Below are 18,693 nucleotides of genomic sequence, written 5' to 3'. Positions count from 1 at the left end.
TTTGATGCCATTTCTCTTTATATTGTTACTTAGACAGGTAGGACATTTGATTTGTAGCGTTATTTTCATACCTCTATTTTATCAAAAGCCATATTGTTTTTTTCAGCATACTTTTTGAAACACCACCAAAAATTTTAACTCTGAGAAACGATAATCAAATAGTATAAACTCTAGATATCAGCAACGTCTGAAACAGAGATCAGTCATGCATAAAACACCAGAAAAAATTGCAAAACAAAAAAAGGTATTAGCTAAAGCTGTTTTATCATCTGCAAATCAACTTGGTTTGACACAGAGCCAGCTTGCTATCGTTCTCAATTTAGATTCAGTGGAAACTTTAAATTCGCTTGAGTTAGATCCCGATTCAAGTCAGGGAGAACTCGCAATTATTTTAATTCGTATTGCGATATCACTAGATGCTCTAACAGGTGGAGAGGCTAAATGGATGCAGCATTTTATGAAGTCACCAAATAAGCTAACCAAAGGCATTCCGATAAAACAGATTCAGACTACTCAGGGATTAGCTACTGTATTAAACGTAGTCGAAGAACTTCGGCTTCAGGGTAAATATTAAGAAATACAAAGCTTCATTACACAGAAAATTAAAAGTCATAATTTTGTCTAATAATTCAAATTCAAGGTATAAGAAGTTCCTCTTCTCAAGAGGTATACAACTGCCTCATTATTGAGAACTGTCATACATATATGGATTCTATTAACCTAATTCGGGGCTAAATTGAATCTTATAAGTTCAATTTAGCTATTCAAGAATCATTATAAAAGTTTGCTATATAGCGAACATTAACCATAATTAGTTAAAAGTTTGCTATATAGCTAACAAATTTCGGGAGAAAAAATGGCTACACGAGGTGAAATAGGTAAAGAAATACGTTTGGCAAGAAAAGGGTTAGGCTATACACAGAAAAGCCTTGCAGAAAAAACTCAAGTCAATAAAACAACAATTTCAGGGATGGAAAATGGCCATTTTACAGGTTCATTTGACATATTTGAACGTGTGCTTGATGGTGTTGGTTTACGATTCGAAGTGAATAAAAAAAAGCATAAATTGCCGCAGTGGGATGAAATTGAAGAAATATTTTCAGAATATGATGAATAAATTGTGAATCGGTACCGAATAAGGTATCAGAAAAGGCAAAGCCCTGCCCATCAACCTCGTTGCTCCAGACCACTTGTGCCAGATATTCCAGATTGACCTGATAGCAAATCCCAGTTCCTCGCGACACCACGCGAAACTGATTGAGCTTAAAGCAAGTTGTTAGACGCTATTAGATTGTAAATGTCTAATTAGACTTCTTTAATCTAATAGGATCTAATCACCCAATAAAGCACCTTTTCACCGATCAACCGACACATTTTATAACTCCATTATTTTGTGGCTTAATAGCCATATCCAAACATAAGACCCAATATTATGGATTTAAGATTCAGAAAACCTGAAGAAGTTGTTGGATTATTATATGAGAGGCTTCGTAAAGAACGACTTTATCTGGAAATGACTCAGGCAGATGTTGCTGCACGTGCTGGTATTGGTGTGAATACAGTATCCAATCTAGAAGCAGGTCGAAATGTTTCATTTGAAAATTTAGTACGCGTTGCCATGGTCCTGGGCCGATTACAAGAATTAGAGGAACTCTTCAAACCTCATTTAAACAGTGTAGATGATATTCTTCGCTATGAGAGTAATACGGCTCGCCAACGTATCAAAAGGAAATAAATCCATGCTCGAAAAATTTAATGTTTACTACAATGGATGGGGTGAATATTGGCTTTAGGGTATACTGGTCTCCTCAACAGCAATCACAGGTCAACTATTAATTGCCTTTGAATACAGTGCTGAAGCGATCCGTAAAGGTTTAGAGCTTTCCTCTTACCTACTTCCGTTAAAAGGTGACCCATTAAGAAAAAACTTTCCTACACAACAAATGGGATTACCAAGTCATATATATGATGCATCACCCTATGGTTGGGTGTGTGCTCCAGAATTTTGGTGGTTATTCAGTCCATCATTACCTACATTCCAACTCTCTAGTTTTCCAACTAGCCCAGGTTATAATAATGACCACCCAAAATACGATTGATCTATTATGAACACCTCCAATGACCCTTTACACGGCAAAAAACTTGCTGACATTTTGGATGAATTATTGGATTACTACGGTGGCTTTGAAGGTTTAAGTCGTAAAATTGAAGTTAGATGTTTTTGCATAGATCCAAGTGTTAAATCATCATTGCGATTCTTGCGTACCACACCCTAGGCACGTGAAAAAGTAGAAAGCTTATATTTGTACGTGTTACGTCAAAAGGCAAAACAGAAACCGTAGCCCCAGGCACCTTCTCTCATCATAAAATTATACCAGTCAGTAAAATAACTTTAGGTTAAGCATATGTATGCTGGTTATTATTGTTGATTATCACAATAAATTAGTGACCAAAAATCAAAGTATCCTACCCTACCTTAAATTACACCACATAAAATAAAAACTCTATATAACTGTTATATATAGAGTTTATTTAAATACCAATTATAGTATTTAGTGTATTTTATGTCGGTGACTCTTACCAAGGTTGGTTTTTTTCAAAAGGAAGCTTTGTTTACCCAAATTATTTAGATAAGAATCTCTTTTTCCAAAGGAAAGTTGGCAAAGCCTTACTAATGTGAGTAATTAAATCGCTTACTCTTTCTCTAGCTTGACCAGGCAATCCGATGTAATATCTGCAATGGTTCTTGCACCAGTCAATGTCATTGCCACACGCATTTCTTTCTCAATCAAATCTAGTAAATTACTTACCCCAGAACCGCCGGCAGCACCAAGTGCGTATACAAATGCACGACCAAGCATACAAATATCTGCACCCATAGCCAACATACGTACCACATCAAGACCGTTACGAATCCCTGAATCTGCTAAAATTTTGATGTCACCTTTGACCGCACTTGCAATTGAAGGAAGCGCACGAGCAGAAGACAAAACACCATCAAGCTGACGACCACCGTGATTGGAGACCACAATTCCATCTGCTCCGAAACGTACTGCATCCTTGGCATCCTCAGGATCTAAAATCCCCTTAATAACCATGGGACCCTCCCAATAATCACGAATCCACTCAAGATCTTTCCAAGAAATTGAAGGGTCAAAGTTATTTCCCAGCCAACCGATATAATCTTCCAGACCTGTCGGCTTACCTAAATATTTCGAAATGTTACCCAAATCATGCGGACGACCCAATAAACCGACATTCCAAGCCCAGTGTGGGTGCATACACGATTGCATATAACGACGTATTGCAGCATTTTTACCACTCATTCCTGAATGTGCATCACGATAACGCGCACCTGGAACAGGCATATCGACTGTGAATACTAAGGTAGAACAGCCTGCGGCTTTAGCACGTTCCAAGGCATTTTTCATAAAACCACGGTCACGTAGTACATACAGTTGAAACCACATCGGACGTTGAATCGCAGGTGCCACTTCTTCAATTGGACAAACTGAAACTGTTGATAAGGTAAATGGAATGCCCTTTTTATCTGCGGCAACCGCGGCTTGAACTTCACCACGACGCGCATACATACCCGTTAGACCTACAGGTGACAATGCCACTGGCAACGCCAAACTCTCACCAAACAATTGCGTTTCTAAGCTCAGCTCAGACATGTCATTTAACACACGTTGACGTAAAGCGATTTTTGATAAATCGTCTACATTACGCTTTAAAGTATATTCCGCATAGGCACCACCATCGATGTATTCAAATAAAAATGGCGGTAAACGACGTTTCGCAGCTTCACGATAGTCATTTGCAGAAGAAATAATCATAACTTATGTCCTATTTAATCGACTCGAACGTTGACGACGAGCTTCTTCTTCATCGATCATACGTACGCGTTGAACAACAAATTCAATATGCCCACAAGCTGCCTTACGTGCAGTCTCTGAGTCTTGACGTTCAATTGCGTCCATCACCTCAAAATGCTGGTCATGCAATTGTTCAAAATGTTGTGGTGTGGTGTAAACTTTACGTCGCCCTAACATCACGTTGTCTTGCAATAAATCAAACAAACTACGCATCATTTGGATCAGCACTAGATTGTGGGATGCTTCTGCAATCGCCAGATGAAAATTCGCATCCGCTATTGCTGCGTGGGCATCATCACCTAAAGCCTGAAAATGGCTAATCTGCTCAAAACATTGACGAATATTGATCAAATCACTGGGTGTGGCACGTTGTGCGGCATACCATGCTGTACCACCTTCAAGCACCATACGAGCTTCTTGTACATCAAAACGATATTCAGGATCCTGATCCATCAAACCGGATAATGGCTCAACGATTTGATACTGTGACCAATGTGCAGGCAACTGCTTTAAATAGGTGCCTGCACCCGCTTTGCTCTGAATAATCCCTGCGGTAATCAGTTGTTGAATCGCCTCACGTAAAGAGCTACGAGACACACCTAACTGTTCACAGAGTTGGCGTTCAGCAGGCAATCGCTCTCCGACTTGCACATTATTTTTTTCAATCAATAGGCGTAAACGCTGTACCACTTTGTCGGAGACTTTCATTTTTTTCCTTGACCCGTTTACGGAATCATCCACGGGAAAACATAAGCTTGTAAGGTCACAATAATACCAATCATCACCGTAAAGATAATGCTGTGTTTTACTGTAAATCTAAATAAATCAGATTCTTTACCAACTAAACCCACTGCTGCACAAGCAATCGCGATTGATTGAGGGGAAATCATCTTACCTGTTACTCCACCACTGGTATTGGCAGCAACTAACAAGACTTCAGGCACACCGATTTGCTGTGCTGTAGTTGCTTGTAACGCTGAAAACAATGCGTTAGCTGAAGTATCTGAACCTGTAAGAAACACTCCAACCCAACCCAAGAATGGTGAGAAGAACGTGAAAGCCTGACCCGTATGTGCCAGTGCTAAAGCAAGCGTCGCTGACAGACCTGAATAGTTTGCAATGAACGCAAAAGCCAGTACCATACCAATCGAATAAATTGGGGTTTTTAGTTCATTCACGGTTTCAAAGAATGTCGAAACTGCCTCTTTAGGTTTCATGTTTAAATAAATAATCGTGATCAATGCCGCCAATATAATCGCCGTACCCGTTGCTGATAACCAATCAAACTTATAAATCGCATCATAATCTTTAATTTCAGGCACGACAGGTGGTAGCTTTTGAATCAATTGATGCAAATACGGCACTTTAATTGAAACTACTAAATCACTTAATGGGCCGTCCTTAACAAATAAATCTTTAAAAGGTTTGATGCTCCAGATCGTCACCATTGCTGTAAGTATCAGAAATGGAGACCAGGCTTTGGCTATCTGTGCCACACTATATTGTTTACGAGCTTGCTTGATAATAGTTTCATCTACCTGTATATTTTTGTCCTCAAAAATAAAAATATGTTTTGGTTTCCAATACTTAAGCAAGATAGTTAAACTGATTAATGATGCAATTGCAGCAGTGATATCGGGTAACTCAGGCCCAACAAAATTTGATGTTAGATATTGCGCTAAAGAAAAAGATAAGCTGGCAACTAAAATAGCAGGCCAAGTTTCTTTAACCCCACGCCAACCATCCATGATTGCCATGATCCAGATCAATACAATTGGCACCATAAAGGGTAACTGACGACCAACCATTTGACTGATTTCCATGGTGTCAACACCTGAAACCTGCCCAGCGACAATGATCGGAATTCCCATTGCACCAAAAGCAACAGGTGCAGTATTAACTATCAGGCATAGCCCAGCCGCATATAAAGGCTTAAAGCCGAGTCCCACCAACAGTGCCGCAGTAATTGCGACGGGCGCACCAAAACCTGCCGCACCTTCTAAAAACGTACCAAAAGCAAACCCAACTAATAGCATTTGCAGACGTTGATCTTCTGTAATTGACAGAATAGACGAACGAATAACATCAAACTGTCCTGTTTTTACTGAAATCTTATATATAAAAACTGCACCGATAATAATCCATGCAATTGGCCACAGGCCGTAGAAGAATCCATAGACCATTGATGCTAATGCCATTCCAATTGGCATTTTGTATAAAAATAATGAGACCAGAAAGGCTAAAAAAACGGTAATTGTAGCGGCTACACTACCCTTCATGCGAAAAATAGCTAACGCTAAAAAAAAGAAAATAATTGGAACTAGCGCAATAGCACTCGAAATCCAGATATTGCCTATAGGATCATAAATTTGTTGCCACTGTTGAAGCATTGTCTACTCCTTGAAATGCTTAACTACTAGATTGAACAGTTTATTGTACTTAAACACTAAATTGGTATGACCAATTTAGTGTTTAAGAGATAAAATGTGCATTTTGTATTGGCGATATTAGTAATATTAGCCCAAAAACACAATATAAAAGATTTAATTTATTTTTTGGTATGACCAATTTTTATAATCTCTTAAAATTTTATATATTAGATTTCTTTCATAATTCACTTTTTACTCAGCTCAAAATTATGGATTCCCACAATTAAATTAAATCTTAATCCTAGTCTTTTGCCAGGGTTGCGATATCGCTCGGCAAGGATTTTGAAGGTTTTCAAAGTTCCAAATACCTGTTCAATCCCAATTCTTCTTTTATTGATTTCTTGGTTATAAAGTTTTAGCTCGAGATCTGGTTTTTAGTGCTTTTTTGCTTTTAATGGCCATAAACTATTTGGATACAATGTATAAATCCCTTGATAGCCTTTATTTGCAAGAGGCTTTGTTGCACAAACCTACCACTGAAAGCTTCTTGGGGAATATAATTTCTAAATGAAGAGGTCTGCACCCAAGATCTATCGTACAACCAGTTGATCTACCTACAATAAAGCCTTGCTCAGTCAAGGAAATATATCAATTTGGTTTGATTCAGCCATCCAATGGTCGCTCGATTGACTCAACAACTGCCGATGCAAAACTTGGATGAAAATGTACTAGCCCAACAACTTCATTCCACCAATCAAGAGCAGTTGATTGCCTATAAAGTGTCTTTATTTGGCTCTGACGTCAGTGTCGTTCAGCATGTGGTAGCAAAAACCCGAGGTGCACCGAAAGATTTAAGCCACCAAGTAGTTGGCTCTAGTACAAAGCAACAAGGTGAGGCTCAGTTATGTGTTACGTCGTGAGGATATTCAAGTGGTGGTAGCAGAGCGGATGTTCCTACGTGGATAATTGCTCAAAAAGATTTTATAATCGGTATTAATACCAATAATTTTGTCTTTATTGCTATGTATAGACTTAATCGTTTTGATTATTCGTCGAGAGCTTAAAGCCTTAGATGAAGTTTCAACCTTTTAAGTCAGCCAAATTTATCAGTGAATGATGCTACTCACTATTTAAAAACCTTAGATGCCAAAGTAATGCCTTCCAAGGTACAGTCCTTTGCCCAAAACTCTAAGCACTTAATACATAAACTGCATCAAAATCCGGAAAATGAAAAAGTATTTAGTTCATACGCCGCCCATGAATTGCGTAGTCCTTTAACCGCGATCAAAACTCATATTCAGCTTGCACAACTGATGGCAGAACAACAGGCAAGCTCGCCCAAATTGCAACAGAGCTTGCAGCAGGTACACCTTGGTATCCGCCGATGTACCCAGCTACTGGAACAGCTTCTAGCACTTTCCTCTACCGATCAAGTACTGAGTGATATCTAGTACAGTATTGAAATTGCACGGCTCCTGACTCAGGTGATTGCCGATTTACAGTCGCTTTATCCGGAAATTGAACCCAGTTTAACAATTGACTGACCGAGCCTGACCCGAATTGCCCTACCCGATTTTGAACTAGATACCGTCTTTAAAAACCTACTTAACAATGCTCTATTGCATGCACAGGCAAACACCATTTCAATTGCTATGCTGCATGTGTGCTGATCATTCATAATGATAATCAAAGGTTGAAGATATGCATACTTGGGACAGCGTTTCTGACATAAATCTCCCTAGCAAAATGGGCATGGGCTAGACTTATATTTGATGAAAATGGTGTTAAACAAATATGGCTATCAGATTCAATTTACAGTGGCGCAACCTCAATATTTAAGCATTCACATCAGCCTCGCTGCAAGCGGATCACTTACTTATGAGAAGACAGGGCTAAATTTAAAGCTGGAATATCAACCCATGTCGTATCAGCAAAATCACGCTGCAAATACTGTTTTAAATAAGCAATGGTATCTTCAGCGATCAAGGGATCTTTGGAGTTATCTGCATGATTAAAAGCAATGGCATATAATTGAACCCCGCGGAGTTTTAACAACTCAAGACTCAGCAAGGTATGATTAATACTACCCAAACGCCCTGAAGTGACCAGAATCACCGGATAATTATGTGTCTGAATATAATCAATAGTTAGGAACTCTTCGGTTAAGGGCACCATTAGACCACCTGCACCTTCCAGCAAAATACAGTCATAGCCCGCAGCCAGCTGTTCGGTGGCCTGCTGAATCTGTTCAAAATTAATGGCTCGCCCATCTAGACGCGCAGCAAGATGCGGTGAAGCCGGATACGTAAAAATTTCCGGCATGGTCAGTTTTTGCTGGTCTTCCGGTAACAGTCCACAACCCATAATTGCACGATGCTGTTCGATATCTTCTGATATATCGACATTTCCGGTCTGGATCAGCTTTTGGGTTATAGTACGAATACCCTGCTCATTCCAAATTTTGGCCAAGAAACCAGTAGTAAAGGTTTTACCAATTGCGGTATCAATGCCGCTGACAAAATAAATCTGTGCGCTCATGCTGTCTTCCGTGCAATGACATAAATCGGATGATAAGTAAGTACATACTGTTTGCTTTTAGGATCTTGGAATTGTTGATAGCGGGTATAAAAATCCTGTAATGACGATTTTGTCCACCGAAACCCCTGTGCCGTCGCCTGCACACCAGTGGCTTTGATATGCTGTAACACCTGTTTCGGATGCTCAAAATATAAGGTCATCTGTTTTTCTATCTGCAGCAGAATGTCAAAGCCTAAGGATTGGAGCAGTTCACAGACCTTTGCTAAAGGCAGATAATCCAAGCCCTGTCCGGTCAGTGCCTTAATTTCCTTTAAATTATTGTCAGTATAACTGGCAAAACACAGATGCCCAGAGGGATTTAAGGCCTGCGCAATGTTGAGCAATAATGCTTTTAAATCCGAGATCCATTGCAATGCAGAACAAGACAACACCATGTCCAGAGACTGAGGCAGTGGCAAGGTTTCAATATTACCAATCTCCCACAAAAGCCGATTAGATTCCGGGAAGTGCTGCTTCACTTCGACATATAGGTCATTTAAAAATAAATGATCAAAGCTATAATGCTGCATAAAAAGCCGGGTAAACAATCCTGAACCGCAGCCAATTTCCAATACCCGTTGCAAATGTGGTTGTGCCACATGCTGCTGCATGAAATGCATCAACTCTGCAGCTACGGTACTTTGTACCAGCGCATGCTGTTCATAACTGAGATTTGCCTGAGCAAAACGCTGGGCAATCTGTTTGCTGTTCATCGCGGTAAATTCCTCAGCACCTGCAGACATGCGTCCAGCTCATCCGCAGAAATGTTCTGGTTCAGGGAAATTCTGAGTCTGGAGGTGTTGGCAGGAACCGTTGGCGGACGTACTGGCAGCACATAAAACCCCTGCTGTTGCATAATTTCAGTCGCCTGAATGGTGCGTTTTGCCTCACCAATCAGTACCGGCACAATTTGCGAGGTTGACGGACAGTGATATCCCAAGTCTTGAATGCCCTGCTGACAGCGTACAGCCAATGCTGCCAAATGTACTCGTTCTGCCTGAAGCTGCTCTACCTTCTGAAAAATAAATCTAGTCCAGGCCATACATAGTGGCGGCTGGGCGGTACTAAAAATTAAAGGTCGCATGCTATTGATCAGATAGTCACGAATCACTGGCGCACAGACCAGATAACCACCAACTGAAGCCAAAGCCTTGCCAAAGGTACCGACTAGGAAATCAATTTGATCCAATACTTGATACTGTTCTGCGCAGCCCAATCCACGTTCACCGCGCACACCAATTGCATGTGCCTCATCGACATAAAGCATGACTTTTGCAAACTGCTGTTTTAATGCCACCAAAGCAGTTAAATCTGTTTCATCCCCATCCATACTGAAAATTGATTCAGTTACCACAATAATGCGCTGGATAGATTCATCTGACTGATATTTTTCTAAAAACTGAGTCAAATGCTGCAGGTCATTATGGCGGTAACGCACATAGCCAGCTTTAGATAAACGAATCCCGTCGATAATACTGGCATGTACCAGTTTGTCAGCAATGATCATGGTTTTAGCATTACTGAGCGCAGGAAGAATCCCGATATTCATGTGATAACCACTATTAAACAGCAGTACTGAACGTCCAAAAGCCTGTGACATCTGTGCTTCAAGTTGTTCAAAATTGGGAAAGTTTCCTGTCAGTAAACGTGAAGAGCTTGAACTCATATATCGCTCAGACATCGGCGTGAGGTCAAAAAATTCTTCACGTAGCGTTAAGTTGGATGCCAGACCTAAATAGTCATTGGATGCCAGATTCAGCATCTCTTGGCCATTGAGTTGCAATCGTGGCTGGCTAGAAATATTGGACTTAAACTGGCGATATTGCCCTTGCTGTTTCAAGTCATCTAGCTGCTGCTGGAAATGCTCAAGATGGTTCATGCTACTGCCTCTATCTGCTGAATCATCTCCCGCATATGCTTTAATAAAGTTTCAAGTTGCTGTGTTGAAATTACATATGGCGGCATGACATAGACCAGACGACCAAAAGGACGAATCCAGACGCCACGGCATACACATTCAGCCTGAAAATGCGCCAAATCAATAGTTTGATGTAGCTCAACTACGCCAATTGCGCCAAGGACACGCACATCTTTGACTTGTGCCAAGGATTTTAAATCCAGTAAATATTGTTCTAGTGTACTTTCAATCTGTTGAATACGCGTCTGCCAGTCTTGAGCCAGTAACAGCTGGGTACTTTTTAATGCGACCGCACAGGCCAACGGATTAGCCATAAAAGTTGGGCCATGCATGAACACACCCGCTTCACCACTTGAAATCGTCTCTGCTACATGGCGAGTGGTTAAGGTCGCTGACAAGGTCATATAACCACCAGTCAATGCCTTACCGATACACATAATGTCTGGTGTGACCTGAGCGTGTTCATAAGCAAATAGTTTTCCAGTGCGGCCAAAACCGGTGGCAATTTCATCTAAAATCAGCAGTACATCGTACTTTTCACACAACAACTTAGCTTGCTTTAAATATTCTGGATGATAGAAACGCATCCCGCCTGCACCTTGCACAATCGGCTCAATGATCATGGCAGCAATCTGTTGATGCTGCTGTACCAGCAGGCGCTCAAGTGGCTGTATATCTTCTGGTTGCCATGCCCCATCAAAACGGCTTTGAGGTGCCGGAACAAATAAACGGTTCGGCAAACTCGAACCAAAAATTTGATGCATACCAGTTACAGGATCACAAACCGACATGGCATTCCAGGTGTCGCCATGATAGCCAGAGCGTGTGGTAACAAAGTTAGTTTTTTGCGGTTGCTGACGCGCATGCCAATATTGCACAGCCATTTTCAACGCTACTTCAACCGCGACCGAGCCGGAATCAGCAAAGAAAATTTTATCCAGTGCAGGCGCCGTGATCTCGAGTAGCAGTTTAGACACATCAATCGCAGGCTGATGAGTCAAACCACCAAACATGATATGTGACATCGACTCTAATTGTTTTGTTACGGCCTGATTGAGTTCAGAATGATTATAACCGTGAATTGTGCACCACCAGGACGACATGCCATCAATCAGCTCGGTACCATCTTCAAGTTCAATGACTGCACCATTTGCAGCTTTAACTTTGTAACATGGCAAGGGTTGTGTCATGGAGGTATAAGGATGCCAAATATGCTGTTGATCAAAAGCGTCCTGCACAGAATTTACCCCAATTATTAAAACTAAAACTGATCTTAGCGCGTTAAATCTGAAAATGAAACGTCAAGAGCTACCAATCTCTTTTTGCTTAAGCCAGATCGGCTAAAAATTTTAAAATTGGCTCAACGAGTAACTTGGCATCAAAAAGGATGGCATCGTGCGTGCCCTGTATTTTTACCAAATTCAGATTTTGGGTTGTTAAAAACACAGATTCTTGACTAACTTTGTAAGGAACCAACATATCATTCTCGGAAAATATAAATAGCATCTTGACTGAATGATTTTTTAAGATATCCACTAGATTTAATTGCTGCAATAGATAAAGATGCTTAACCTGATAGTTTAAATCAATACTATTTAACTGTTGGTGCAATAATTTTGCACGTTCACGCGCTGCTGCGCCAGCTAAAGTGACCAAGGTACAGAAGCGCTGCATCCCGCGTTTTGGATCAGCCAGTATGGAGGATTTAAATTGTGTATATTGTTCAACTGGCATTGCATGTGGCCATGCTTCGTTGGCCACGAAACAGGGATTTGACATACAGCAAATCACTGGTTTGGCAATTTTCAATTGTTGCTGGATTTCATTAGCCAGCAAAAGTGCCAACTGTCCACCCAAAGACCACCCCATCAAGACATCAAACGAACTCGCCTGCCTGACTTTTTCGGCCAAAAGACTTTCTACGTTAGGATCGAAAATATCCCATACTTTAACTTGATGCTGCTGCCGCAACTGTTCTACAAACGGGGTTAAGACCGCTGTTCCTAGCCCCCAACCCGTAATCATCAGTATCTTCATTTTGTCTGTTCCAATAAAAAAGGGACCAATTCAAGTTGAAATGATCCCTGTTTGTTACACGATTAATTAAGCAGGTTGCATCGCATCTACAGCCAATTCTTTAGCTGTTTTCTTGGCAGCTTCAGCTTTTAAGCCTAATTTAGCAAACAAGGCTTTGTCTTTACCTTCACCACTGTTCGGGGCAGTAAGCAATTTATCACCTGAAAATAATGAGTTAGCTCCAGCCATAAATGCCAGTGCCTGATCAGAGTCAGAGAGAGATTCACGACCTGCCGACAAGCGGATATAACTCTTCGGCATAATAATCCGTGCTACCGCAATAGTACGAATCCAGTCAATCACATCCAGTTTTTCAACATCGGCCAGTGGTGTGCCTTCAATAGGAACCAGCATATTTATGGGCACCGAACCCGGGTGAATCGGCATAGTCGCTAGTTCAAATAACAAACCGACTCGGTCTTGTACGCCTTCGCCCAAGCCGACAATACCGCCACTACAGACATTAATTCCGGCATCACGTACATGATCAAGCGTATTTAAGCGGTCATCAAAGCTACGTGTACTGATGACATTGGCATAATATTCACGTGAGGTATCAAGGTTGTGGTTATAATAATCTAGCCCTGCATCTTTCAGACGTTCCGCTTGTGAGGCATTCAGCATCCCTAGAGTCATACAGGTTTCCATGCCCAGTTTCTTGACTTCCTGCACCAGTTCCAGCACATACGGCATATCGCGTTCATGCGGATTACGCCATGCTGCGCCCATGCAGAAACGGGTCGAACCGGAAGCTTTGGCCTGTTTGGCTTCAGCAATCGCCTTTTGTACTTCTACGCGTTTTTCAATTTCCAGATCAGTATCGTAATGTGCAGATTGCGAACAGTATTTACAATCTTCCGGACAACGGCCCGTTTTAATTGAAAGCAGAGTACTGACCTGAACAGTATTCGGTTCAAAGTTTTGGCGATGAATTTGCTGTGCCTGAAACAGTAAATCCATTAAAGGCAAGTCATAAATTTCTTGTATTTCGGCACGTGACCAATCATTACGGATCATCTTGTCTGCATCATCTAAAATTCCATTGAGTAAATCATACGCTGTTTTTTTTATTTTTCTTTAGCGTTTTCTTTCATATTCATTGCCTGCTTAAAATAGCTTTAGTGTGTCAAGCTATTTTTGAAAGCTTATTTAACCCGAATCCTGCTTAAGCCGATGAGTCCTTAATTTGAATTGTTGGCTTATTTCGATGGGTTAATTGATATCCACATAGTGAGGCGTAAATTCCACGCAGAAATCCATGAAGACTACGTGCTTTACTCGTCACTAAATTGTATTGCCCCTTCAATAAGCCGAATAATATTTCTATTTTATTACGTTGTCTTAAGTGATATTTATCTGATGCACAGAGTTGAATAGCCTGCATATTCTTCCGATGATAAGTAATTAAATCAATACCTTGATCTTTCAATCTAATTTTTAATTCTTGGCTGATGTAACCTCGATCCCCGTAAAGTTTTGCTTCTATACCAGCAACCAATTGCTCAACCATTTTTATATTAGCAACATGTCCATTCGATAAAGCAGAACAGGCAATTTCACCAAATTGATTCATCGCAATACGTAATTTACAGCCATAAAACCAGCCCATTGAGCTTCTACCATGTGATGCAATTTGGATTAATGATTTATGACGCTAAATACGTTGATTTTTACAAATTGGCAGAGTTGTTGAATCAATCCATAAATATTGTGTACCTTGGCCTTTCATCAGTGCCACATGTAAAGCATGTAGAGCTAATTCATGCATACCCAATTGGCTCAAGCCAATGTGAAAGCCCAGCAAGCGGCAAAAAAACCGAATGTTTTTGCTTCTGGCGAATATAGTCTGGATCAAAATGAAAACTGGATTGTCGGAGTTGCCGCACGCTGTAACCTGTTTTCCGGGATCGATAAAAACAAGAATATTCAGGCTGCCGAACTCAAACGCTTTGCTACAGAATTACTCACTGCACGCACCCAGCAAGAAATTGAAAATCTGATTTATAAATCTTATAGCGAAGCACTCAGTGCACAGCAAAGTGATGCACTTCTGGCACAAAACTTGAAAGCCGCACAGGAAAATTTACGCATCCAAGAATTGTCTTTTAAAGAAGATATGGGCACCGCCACACAGCTCATCGATGCACAAAATATGCTGAGCGGACTACGAGCTGAAACTGCCTTGAATGCCTACAAATATGTGATGTCACTGGCCACCCTATTACAAAGCCATGGCTCGATTACAGAATTTCCGAACTACATTCAACATACCAATACCCACTATAGATGCTAAAACTCTTCAAATACGAGCAGTTCAGCTCACAACGAATAATGTGAGTGATTCACGAATCCTTGGGGAGTTACTTGATCAAATTCCGTTGGATGAACAGATTGATTCAGTTTATACAGACGAGGCTTATAACACCAAGCAATGCCGTCAAGTCATTGCAGACCGGTAAGCATATGCGGTAGTTCCCTCCAGAAAAAATGCAAAGCCTTAGAAAACTACAAAAGTTCATTCGCAAGAGCGAAATGAATTACTTCGAACAGTTAAACGTTTAGGCAGGACACTATGGAAAAAATGGTCAGGCTATCATCGGCGAAGTTTGGTCAAAACCAAAATGTATTGCATTAAATTATTAGGCGATAAATTAACGGAATTAGGTCGACCTCATACCCAAGTTGTCACTTGAATTCGAGTAACTTAGAAAAGATCTATCTCTGAAGCCTTTATGCAACAAAGTCACTCCAGATTGAGGATTTGAAAATTTATAGTGCAGTATATAAACAAATTGGTTCAGGAGCACAAAAGTAAGGTAATAACATCTTTTTTTAACAGTGATATTTTATTGTTCCCTACTTCTTACATTAAACTTTTATTTGTAGATTTACCTATCATTAACTCATTTTTCATTTGGATTTCCTATTATATTGAGATTGCTTTAAGAGATATTAAACAATAATATTAGTGATAATTATTATCATTTACATTAACTAAAATGTCTTCTACCGTTCCTTCATCATTTAAACTATCTTTACTCAGTTTTTCGATTTTAGTTACACAACAAAGTTTTGCCGATGATACTCAGCAATTACCGACGATTACCGTTACAGCGGAATCAGAACAGAGTGAGCTCAGCTCTGAACAGAGTAAAGCCTATATCATCCAAAACTCGTCAACCGCCTCAAAACTGAATATTCCACTCAAGGAAACGCCGCAAACAGTCAATGTCCTTACCAGCCAGCAACTGGATGACTTTGCCTTGGATAATACCCGGGACGTACTGCGCAATACCCCTGGCATTATCGTCAGCAATCAGGAAACGGAACGGACCTCCTACCTTGCCCGAGGTTTCGAGATTTCAAATGTTTTAGTCGATGGCGTTGGTATTCCACTCGAAGGCTATAATTATAATAATGATAATCCAGACAGTTTTTTGTTTGACCGTATCGAAGTGGTGAAAGGCGCGAATGCCTTAAATAATGGAATTGGCGATCCCGGCGCAACTATTAATATGATTCGCAAACGCCCGACATCCGACCTTCAAACAGCCTTTAATGCCAGTTATGGCTCATGGAATACGCAGCGCTATGAAGTAGATGTATCCTCTCCTCTCACCCAAGATGGAAAAGTCAGAGGTCGTGTATTTGGCTATCAACAAACAGGCGACAGTTATCTGGATCGTTATGAACTGGAAAAAAACGGCATAGGTGCTGTTGTGGAGGCAGATATTACTGACACAACTCTATTGACTGCTGGCTATACCGAAACCAATCACAAGCCGAATGGTGTCAATTGGGGTTCTAATCCACTGATCAATACTGAAGGCGAGCAGCTCAGTTACTCACGGAATTATAATTACAGTCCAAGCTGGGCCCACTGGGATAGCAATATTAAAAGTTACTTTGCCGAGCTTGAACAAAAACTGGGTGGCGACTGGACAGCCAAACTGACCTATGATGAAAAACGTACACAACGCGATTCAAAGCTCTTGTTTCTGTCCGGCAAACCTGGCGCAAATGGCACTTCAGGCATCTTCCTCTACCCAGGCATGTATATTGATGACAATAAAGAACAACAAGCCAGCCTGAGTTTTAGCGGCACCTATCCGCTTTGGGGACAACGCCATGAAGCCTCATTGGGCTATGTCTGGGCCAAAAATCGTCTGGATGAATTGGGTTATGCTGGCAGCTTTGTCAATCCACTGACCACAGATTTAGCCAGCTTTACACCCGAAGAACCAAGCTGGGATATGTCGAAAACCAGTGGTGAAATGCATATCCGGCAGAAGAACCAGAGCCTTTATGCTGCGACCCGACTGCATCTGAATGATGATCTGAAACTGCTTTTAGGTGCGAACTACGTTCAGGCTGAAAGCAGTGGTAGCAGTTATGGGACCGACACCATTTATGATGAAGATAAAGTTTTACCCTATGCCGGTCTGACCTATAACTTTAGCCCTGAATATACAGGTTACCTGAGTTATACCTCGATTTTCCGTCCGCAAACCACCAAAGCAGATGATGGCAGCATTAACAAACCGATCGAAGGTGAAAGCTATGAAGTCGGAGTCAAAGGTTCTTGGCTAGATGACAAGCTTACCGCCACCATGGCTGTGTTCAGAACGGAGCAAAGTAATTATCCGCTTCGTGATTCTGATGGTATCCCGACTTTACGCACAACTCAGGTCAGTGACCTGCGTTCCCAAGGCTACGAGTTTGGCTTGGCGGGACAACTGACCGACCATTTTAACTTAAGCTTTGGTTATACCCAGTTTAGCCTGAAAGATCTGATCAATGGCGGTGATGCGCGTACCTTCAATCCAACCCAGTCTTTTAATCTTTTAACCACCTATCAGGTGCCACAACTTCCAAAACTGAAACTGGGCCTTGGTGTGCAGTGGCAGGATCAAACCTATCTGGATGTGCCTGAAGCAACCACCAATGGAGTGATTACCCAGAAAGCTGGAGTCATTGAACAGGATGCCTATGCGCTCGTGAACTTAATGGCCAGCTATGAGTTGAATAAGCATATGACCTTTCAAGCCAATGGTAATAACCTGACCAATGAAAAATACCTATTCAATTTCCCCAATCAGCAAGGTTTTTATGGTGCACCAGCGAATTACAGCGTTGCTGTGAAATTTAAATATTAATTTTTAAGCTGAGCCTTGACGACATGTTCAGGGCTAAATCATCACTACATACACAAAAATAGGTAAAACAAATGAAAAAAATGATCGCTTTGACCCTTGGACTGTCTATGACACTTTCAGCTCAGGCGCATATGCTTTGGCTAGAACGTGGCACAAATCAGCAGACTCATGCGTTCTTTGGTGAATATAGTGAACAGCTCAAAGAAACGCAGCAAGGTGCCCTCAAGTCTTTCAATCAGGCAAAGGCCGTTCAGGCCAAAAAAACATTTAGTCCTCAAATGCAACAGGATCATTTGCTCTATGCAACCCAAGGCCAGACCGATGTCCAGCTCACTCATGAATTGATCTATGGAGAATCATTGCTGAGCTATCATGCCAAATCCGGCAGACAAAACTTGAAAGCAGAGTCCGAACTGGATATTGTCCCGACCCAGATCAACAGCAATACATTTACGGTACTGTATCAGGGTAAAGCTGCTGCGGATGTTGAAGTCACAGTCTTTTCCCCGCAATTTTGGCTAAAAAAATACACCACCAACGGCCAAGGCCAGATTACGATCGCCACGCCATGGAAAGGTCAATATGTCATTGAAGTTGGCAAAGAAGCAGACAAGGCCGGAAAATTGAATCAGCAGGCCTATAAAAAACAGTATCTGGTAACGACTTTAAGTTTTGTTTATTAAGTTTTTAGATTTTCATCAGTATAGATCTATTCAAGG

At 41.1% G+C, this 18,693-nt stretch carries 17 protein-coding genes and 6 pseudogenes; 11 read left to right on the top strand and 12 right to left on the bottom strand.

Annotated elements, in window-relative coordinates:
* Window positions 1–205 precede the first annotated feature (205 nt).
* Window positions 206–574: an MbcA/ParS/Xre antitoxin family protein gene (locus FTT86_RS13740; protein WP_151766596.1), complete on the top strand. Its 369-nt coding sequence runs from the start codon at window positions 206–208 to the stop codon at window positions 572–574.
* 282 nt (window positions 575–856) lie between these two features.
* The gene (locus FTT86_RS13735) at window positions 857–1,117 is read left to right on the top strand and encodes a helix-turn-helix transcriptional regulator (RefSeq protein ID WP_180181370.1); all 261 of its coding nucleotides are present in this window, start codon (window positions 857–859) and stop codon (window positions 1,115–1,117) included.
* Between the two features lie 4 nt (window positions 1,118–1,121).
* Here FTT86_RS13735 and FTT86_RS16300 read toward each other — a convergent pair.
* Window positions 1,122–1,259: pseudogene (locus FTT86_RS16300) on the bottom strand (hypothetical protein); the annotation flags it as partial.
* Window positions 1,260–1,432: 173 nt separating this feature from the next.
* On the opposite strand from FTT86_RS16300, the gene FTT86_RS13730 reads away from it, so the two are divergent.
* The 3 genes and pseudogenes from FTT86_RS13730 to FTT86_RS13720 all read left to right on the top strand — a co-directional run bounded on the left by FTT86_RS13730 (window position 1,433) and on the right by FTT86_RS13720 (window position 2,342).
* Window positions 1,433–1,735, top strand: coding sequence for a helix-turn-helix transcriptional regulator (locus FTT86_RS13730; protein WP_104489548.1), 303 nt, complete (start codon window positions 1,433–1,435; stop codon window positions 1,733–1,735).
* Between the two features lie 61 nt (window positions 1,736–1,796).
* A pseudogene (locus FTT86_RS13725) lies at window positions 1,797–1,988 on the top strand (type II toxin-antitoxin system HipA family toxin); the annotation flags it as partial.
* Between the two features lie 117 nt (window positions 1,989–2,105).
* Window positions 2,106–2,342, top strand: a pseudogene (locus tag FTT86_RS13720) (VF530 family DNA-binding protein).
* 351 nt (window positions 2,343–2,693) lie between these two features.
* Here FTT86_RS13720 and lldD read toward each other — a convergent pair.
* The 4 genes from lldD to FTT86_RS16180 all read right to left on the bottom strand — a co-directional run bounded on the left by lldD (window position 2,694) and on the right by FTT86_RS16180 (window position 6,645).
* Window positions 2,694–3,839 carry an FMN-dependent L-lactate dehydrogenase LldD gene (lldD, locus tag FTT86_RS13715; protein WP_180181369.1) on the bottom strand — a complete coding sequence of 382 codons (1,146 nt, stop codon included), beginning with the start codon at window positions 3,837–3,839 and terminating at the stop codon, window positions 2,694–2,696.
* Window positions 3,840–3,842: 3 nt separating this feature from the next.
* Window positions 3,843–4,586, bottom strand: a complete 744-nt coding sequence (gene lldR / locus FTT86_RS13710) for a transcriptional regulator LldR (protein ID WP_004282146.1) — start codon at window positions 4,584–4,586, stop codon at window positions 3,843–3,845.
* 17 nt (window positions 4,587–4,603) lie between these two features.
* Window positions 4,604–6,268 (bottom strand): L-lactate permease, encoded by a 1,665-nt coding sequence (gene lldP, locus FTT86_RS13705; RefSeq protein WP_180181368.1) that lies wholly within the window; start codon window positions 6,266–6,268, stop codon window positions 4,604–4,606.
* Window positions 6,269–6,492: 224 nt separating this feature from the next.
* Complete coding sequence (locus FTT86_RS16180) at window positions 6,493–6,645, bottom strand: hypothetical protein (RefSeq protein ID WP_373886141.1); 153 nt, start codon at window positions 6,643–6,645, stop codon at window positions 6,493–6,495.
* A 288-nt stretch (window positions 6,646–6,933) separates the two neighbouring features.
* Here FTT86_RS16180 and FTT86_RS13700 point away from each other — a divergent pair, with 288 nt between their 5' ends.
* Both FTT86_RS13700 and FTT86_RS13695 read left to right on the top strand, forming a co-directional pair.
* Window positions 6,934–7,167 (top strand): hypothetical protein, encoded by a 234-nt coding sequence (locus tag FTT86_RS13700; protein WP_257229659.1) that lies wholly within the window; start codon window positions 6,934–6,936, stop codon window positions 7,165–7,167.
* 189 nt (window positions 7,168–7,356) lie between these two features.
* Window positions 7,357–7,698, top strand: coding sequence for a histidine kinase dimerization/phospho-acceptor domain-containing protein (locus FTT86_RS13695; RefSeq protein ID WP_004282152.1), 342 nt, complete (start codon window positions 7,357–7,359; stop codon window positions 7,696–7,698).
* 421 nt (window positions 7,699–8,119) lie between these two features.
* Here the strand turns inward: FTT86_RS13695 and bioD are convergent, their stop codons facing one another.
* The 7 genes and pseudogenes from bioD to FTT86_RS13660 all read right to left on the bottom strand — a co-directional run.
* Window positions 8,120–8,785 carry a dethiobiotin synthase gene (gene bioD / locus FTT86_RS13690; RefSeq protein ID WP_044112456.1) on the bottom strand — a complete coding sequence of 222 codons (666 nt, stop codon included), beginning with the start codon at window positions 8,783–8,785 and terminating at the stop codon, window positions 8,120–8,122.
* Window positions 8,782–9,567: a malonyl-ACP O-methyltransferase BioC gene (gene bioC, locus FTT86_RS13685; RefSeq protein WP_180181366.1), complete on the bottom strand. Its 786-nt coding sequence runs from the start codon at window positions 9,565–9,567 to the stop codon at window positions 8,782–8,784. Before bioC ends, bioD begins: the two co-directional genes overlap by 4 nt.
* Window positions 9,534–10,703, bottom strand: coding sequence for an 8-amino-7-oxononanoate synthase (locus FTT86_RS13680; protein ID WP_180181365.1), 1,170 nt, complete (start codon window positions 10,701–10,703; stop codon window positions 9,534–9,536). The genes bioC and FTT86_RS13680 overlap by 34 nt, the downstream gene beginning before the upstream one ends.
* Complete coding sequence (bioA, locus tag FTT86_RS13675; protein ID WP_180181364.1) at window positions 10,700–11,980, bottom strand: adenosylmethionine--8-amino-7-oxononanoate transaminase; 1,281 nt, start codon at window positions 11,978–11,980, stop codon at window positions 10,700–10,702. Before bioA ends, FTT86_RS13680 begins: the two co-directional genes overlap by 4 nt.
* A gap of 88 nt (window positions 11,981–12,068) precedes the next feature.
* The gene (locus FTT86_RS13670) at window positions 12,069–12,779 is read right to left on the bottom strand and encodes a hypothetical protein (RefSeq protein WP_005105917.1); all 711 of its coding nucleotides are present in this window, start codon (window positions 12,777–12,779) and stop codon (window positions 12,069–12,071) included.
* A 66-nt stretch (window positions 12,780–12,845) separates the two neighbouring features.
* Complete coding sequence (gene bioB / locus FTT86_RS13665; protein WP_005093784.1) at window positions 12,846–13,835, bottom strand: biotin synthase BioB; 990 nt, start codon at window positions 13,833–13,835, stop codon at window positions 12,846–12,848.
* Window positions 13,836–13,983: 148 nt separating this feature from the next.
* Window positions 13,984–14,592 (bottom strand): annotated as a pseudogene (locus FTT86_RS13660) (IS982 family transposase); the annotation flags it as partial.
* Here FTT86_RS13660 and FTT86_RS13655 point away from each other — a divergent pair.
* From FTT86_RS13655 to FTT86_RS13640, 4 genes and pseudogenes are all read left to right on the top strand, one after another.
* A pseudogene (locus FTT86_RS13655) lies at window positions 14,581–15,111 on the top strand (TolC family protein); the annotation flags it as partial. The pseudogenes FTT86_RS13660 and FTT86_RS13655 overlap by 12 nt on opposite strands.
* A pseudogene (locus FTT86_RS13650) lies at window positions 15,101–15,511 on the top strand (transposase); the annotation flags it as partial. The pseudogenes FTT86_RS13655 and FTT86_RS13650, both read left to right, overlap by 11 nt.
* Before the next feature lie 306 nt (window positions 15,512–15,817).
* Window positions 15,818–17,974 (top strand): TonB-dependent siderophore receptor, encoded by a 2,157-nt coding sequence (locus tag FTT86_RS13645; protein WP_180181363.1) that lies wholly within the window; start codon window positions 15,818–15,820, stop codon window positions 17,972–17,974.
* A gap of 71 nt (window positions 17,975–18,045) precedes the next feature.
* A complete protein-coding gene (locus FTT86_RS13640; RefSeq protein ID WP_004647798.1) occupies window positions 18,046–18,657 on the top strand; it encodes a DUF4198 domain-containing protein in 612 nt (203 codons plus the stop codon).
* The last annotated feature ends 36 nt before the right edge of the window (window positions 18,658–18,693 follow it).

It is taken from the genome of Acinetobacter sp. YH01021 (assembly GCF_013420255.1).
Taxonomy (GTDB): Bacteria; Pseudomonadota; Gammaproteobacteria; order Pseudomonadales; family Moraxellaceae; genus Acinetobacter.
This window is presented reverse-complemented; position numbering and strand designations above follow the sequence as displayed.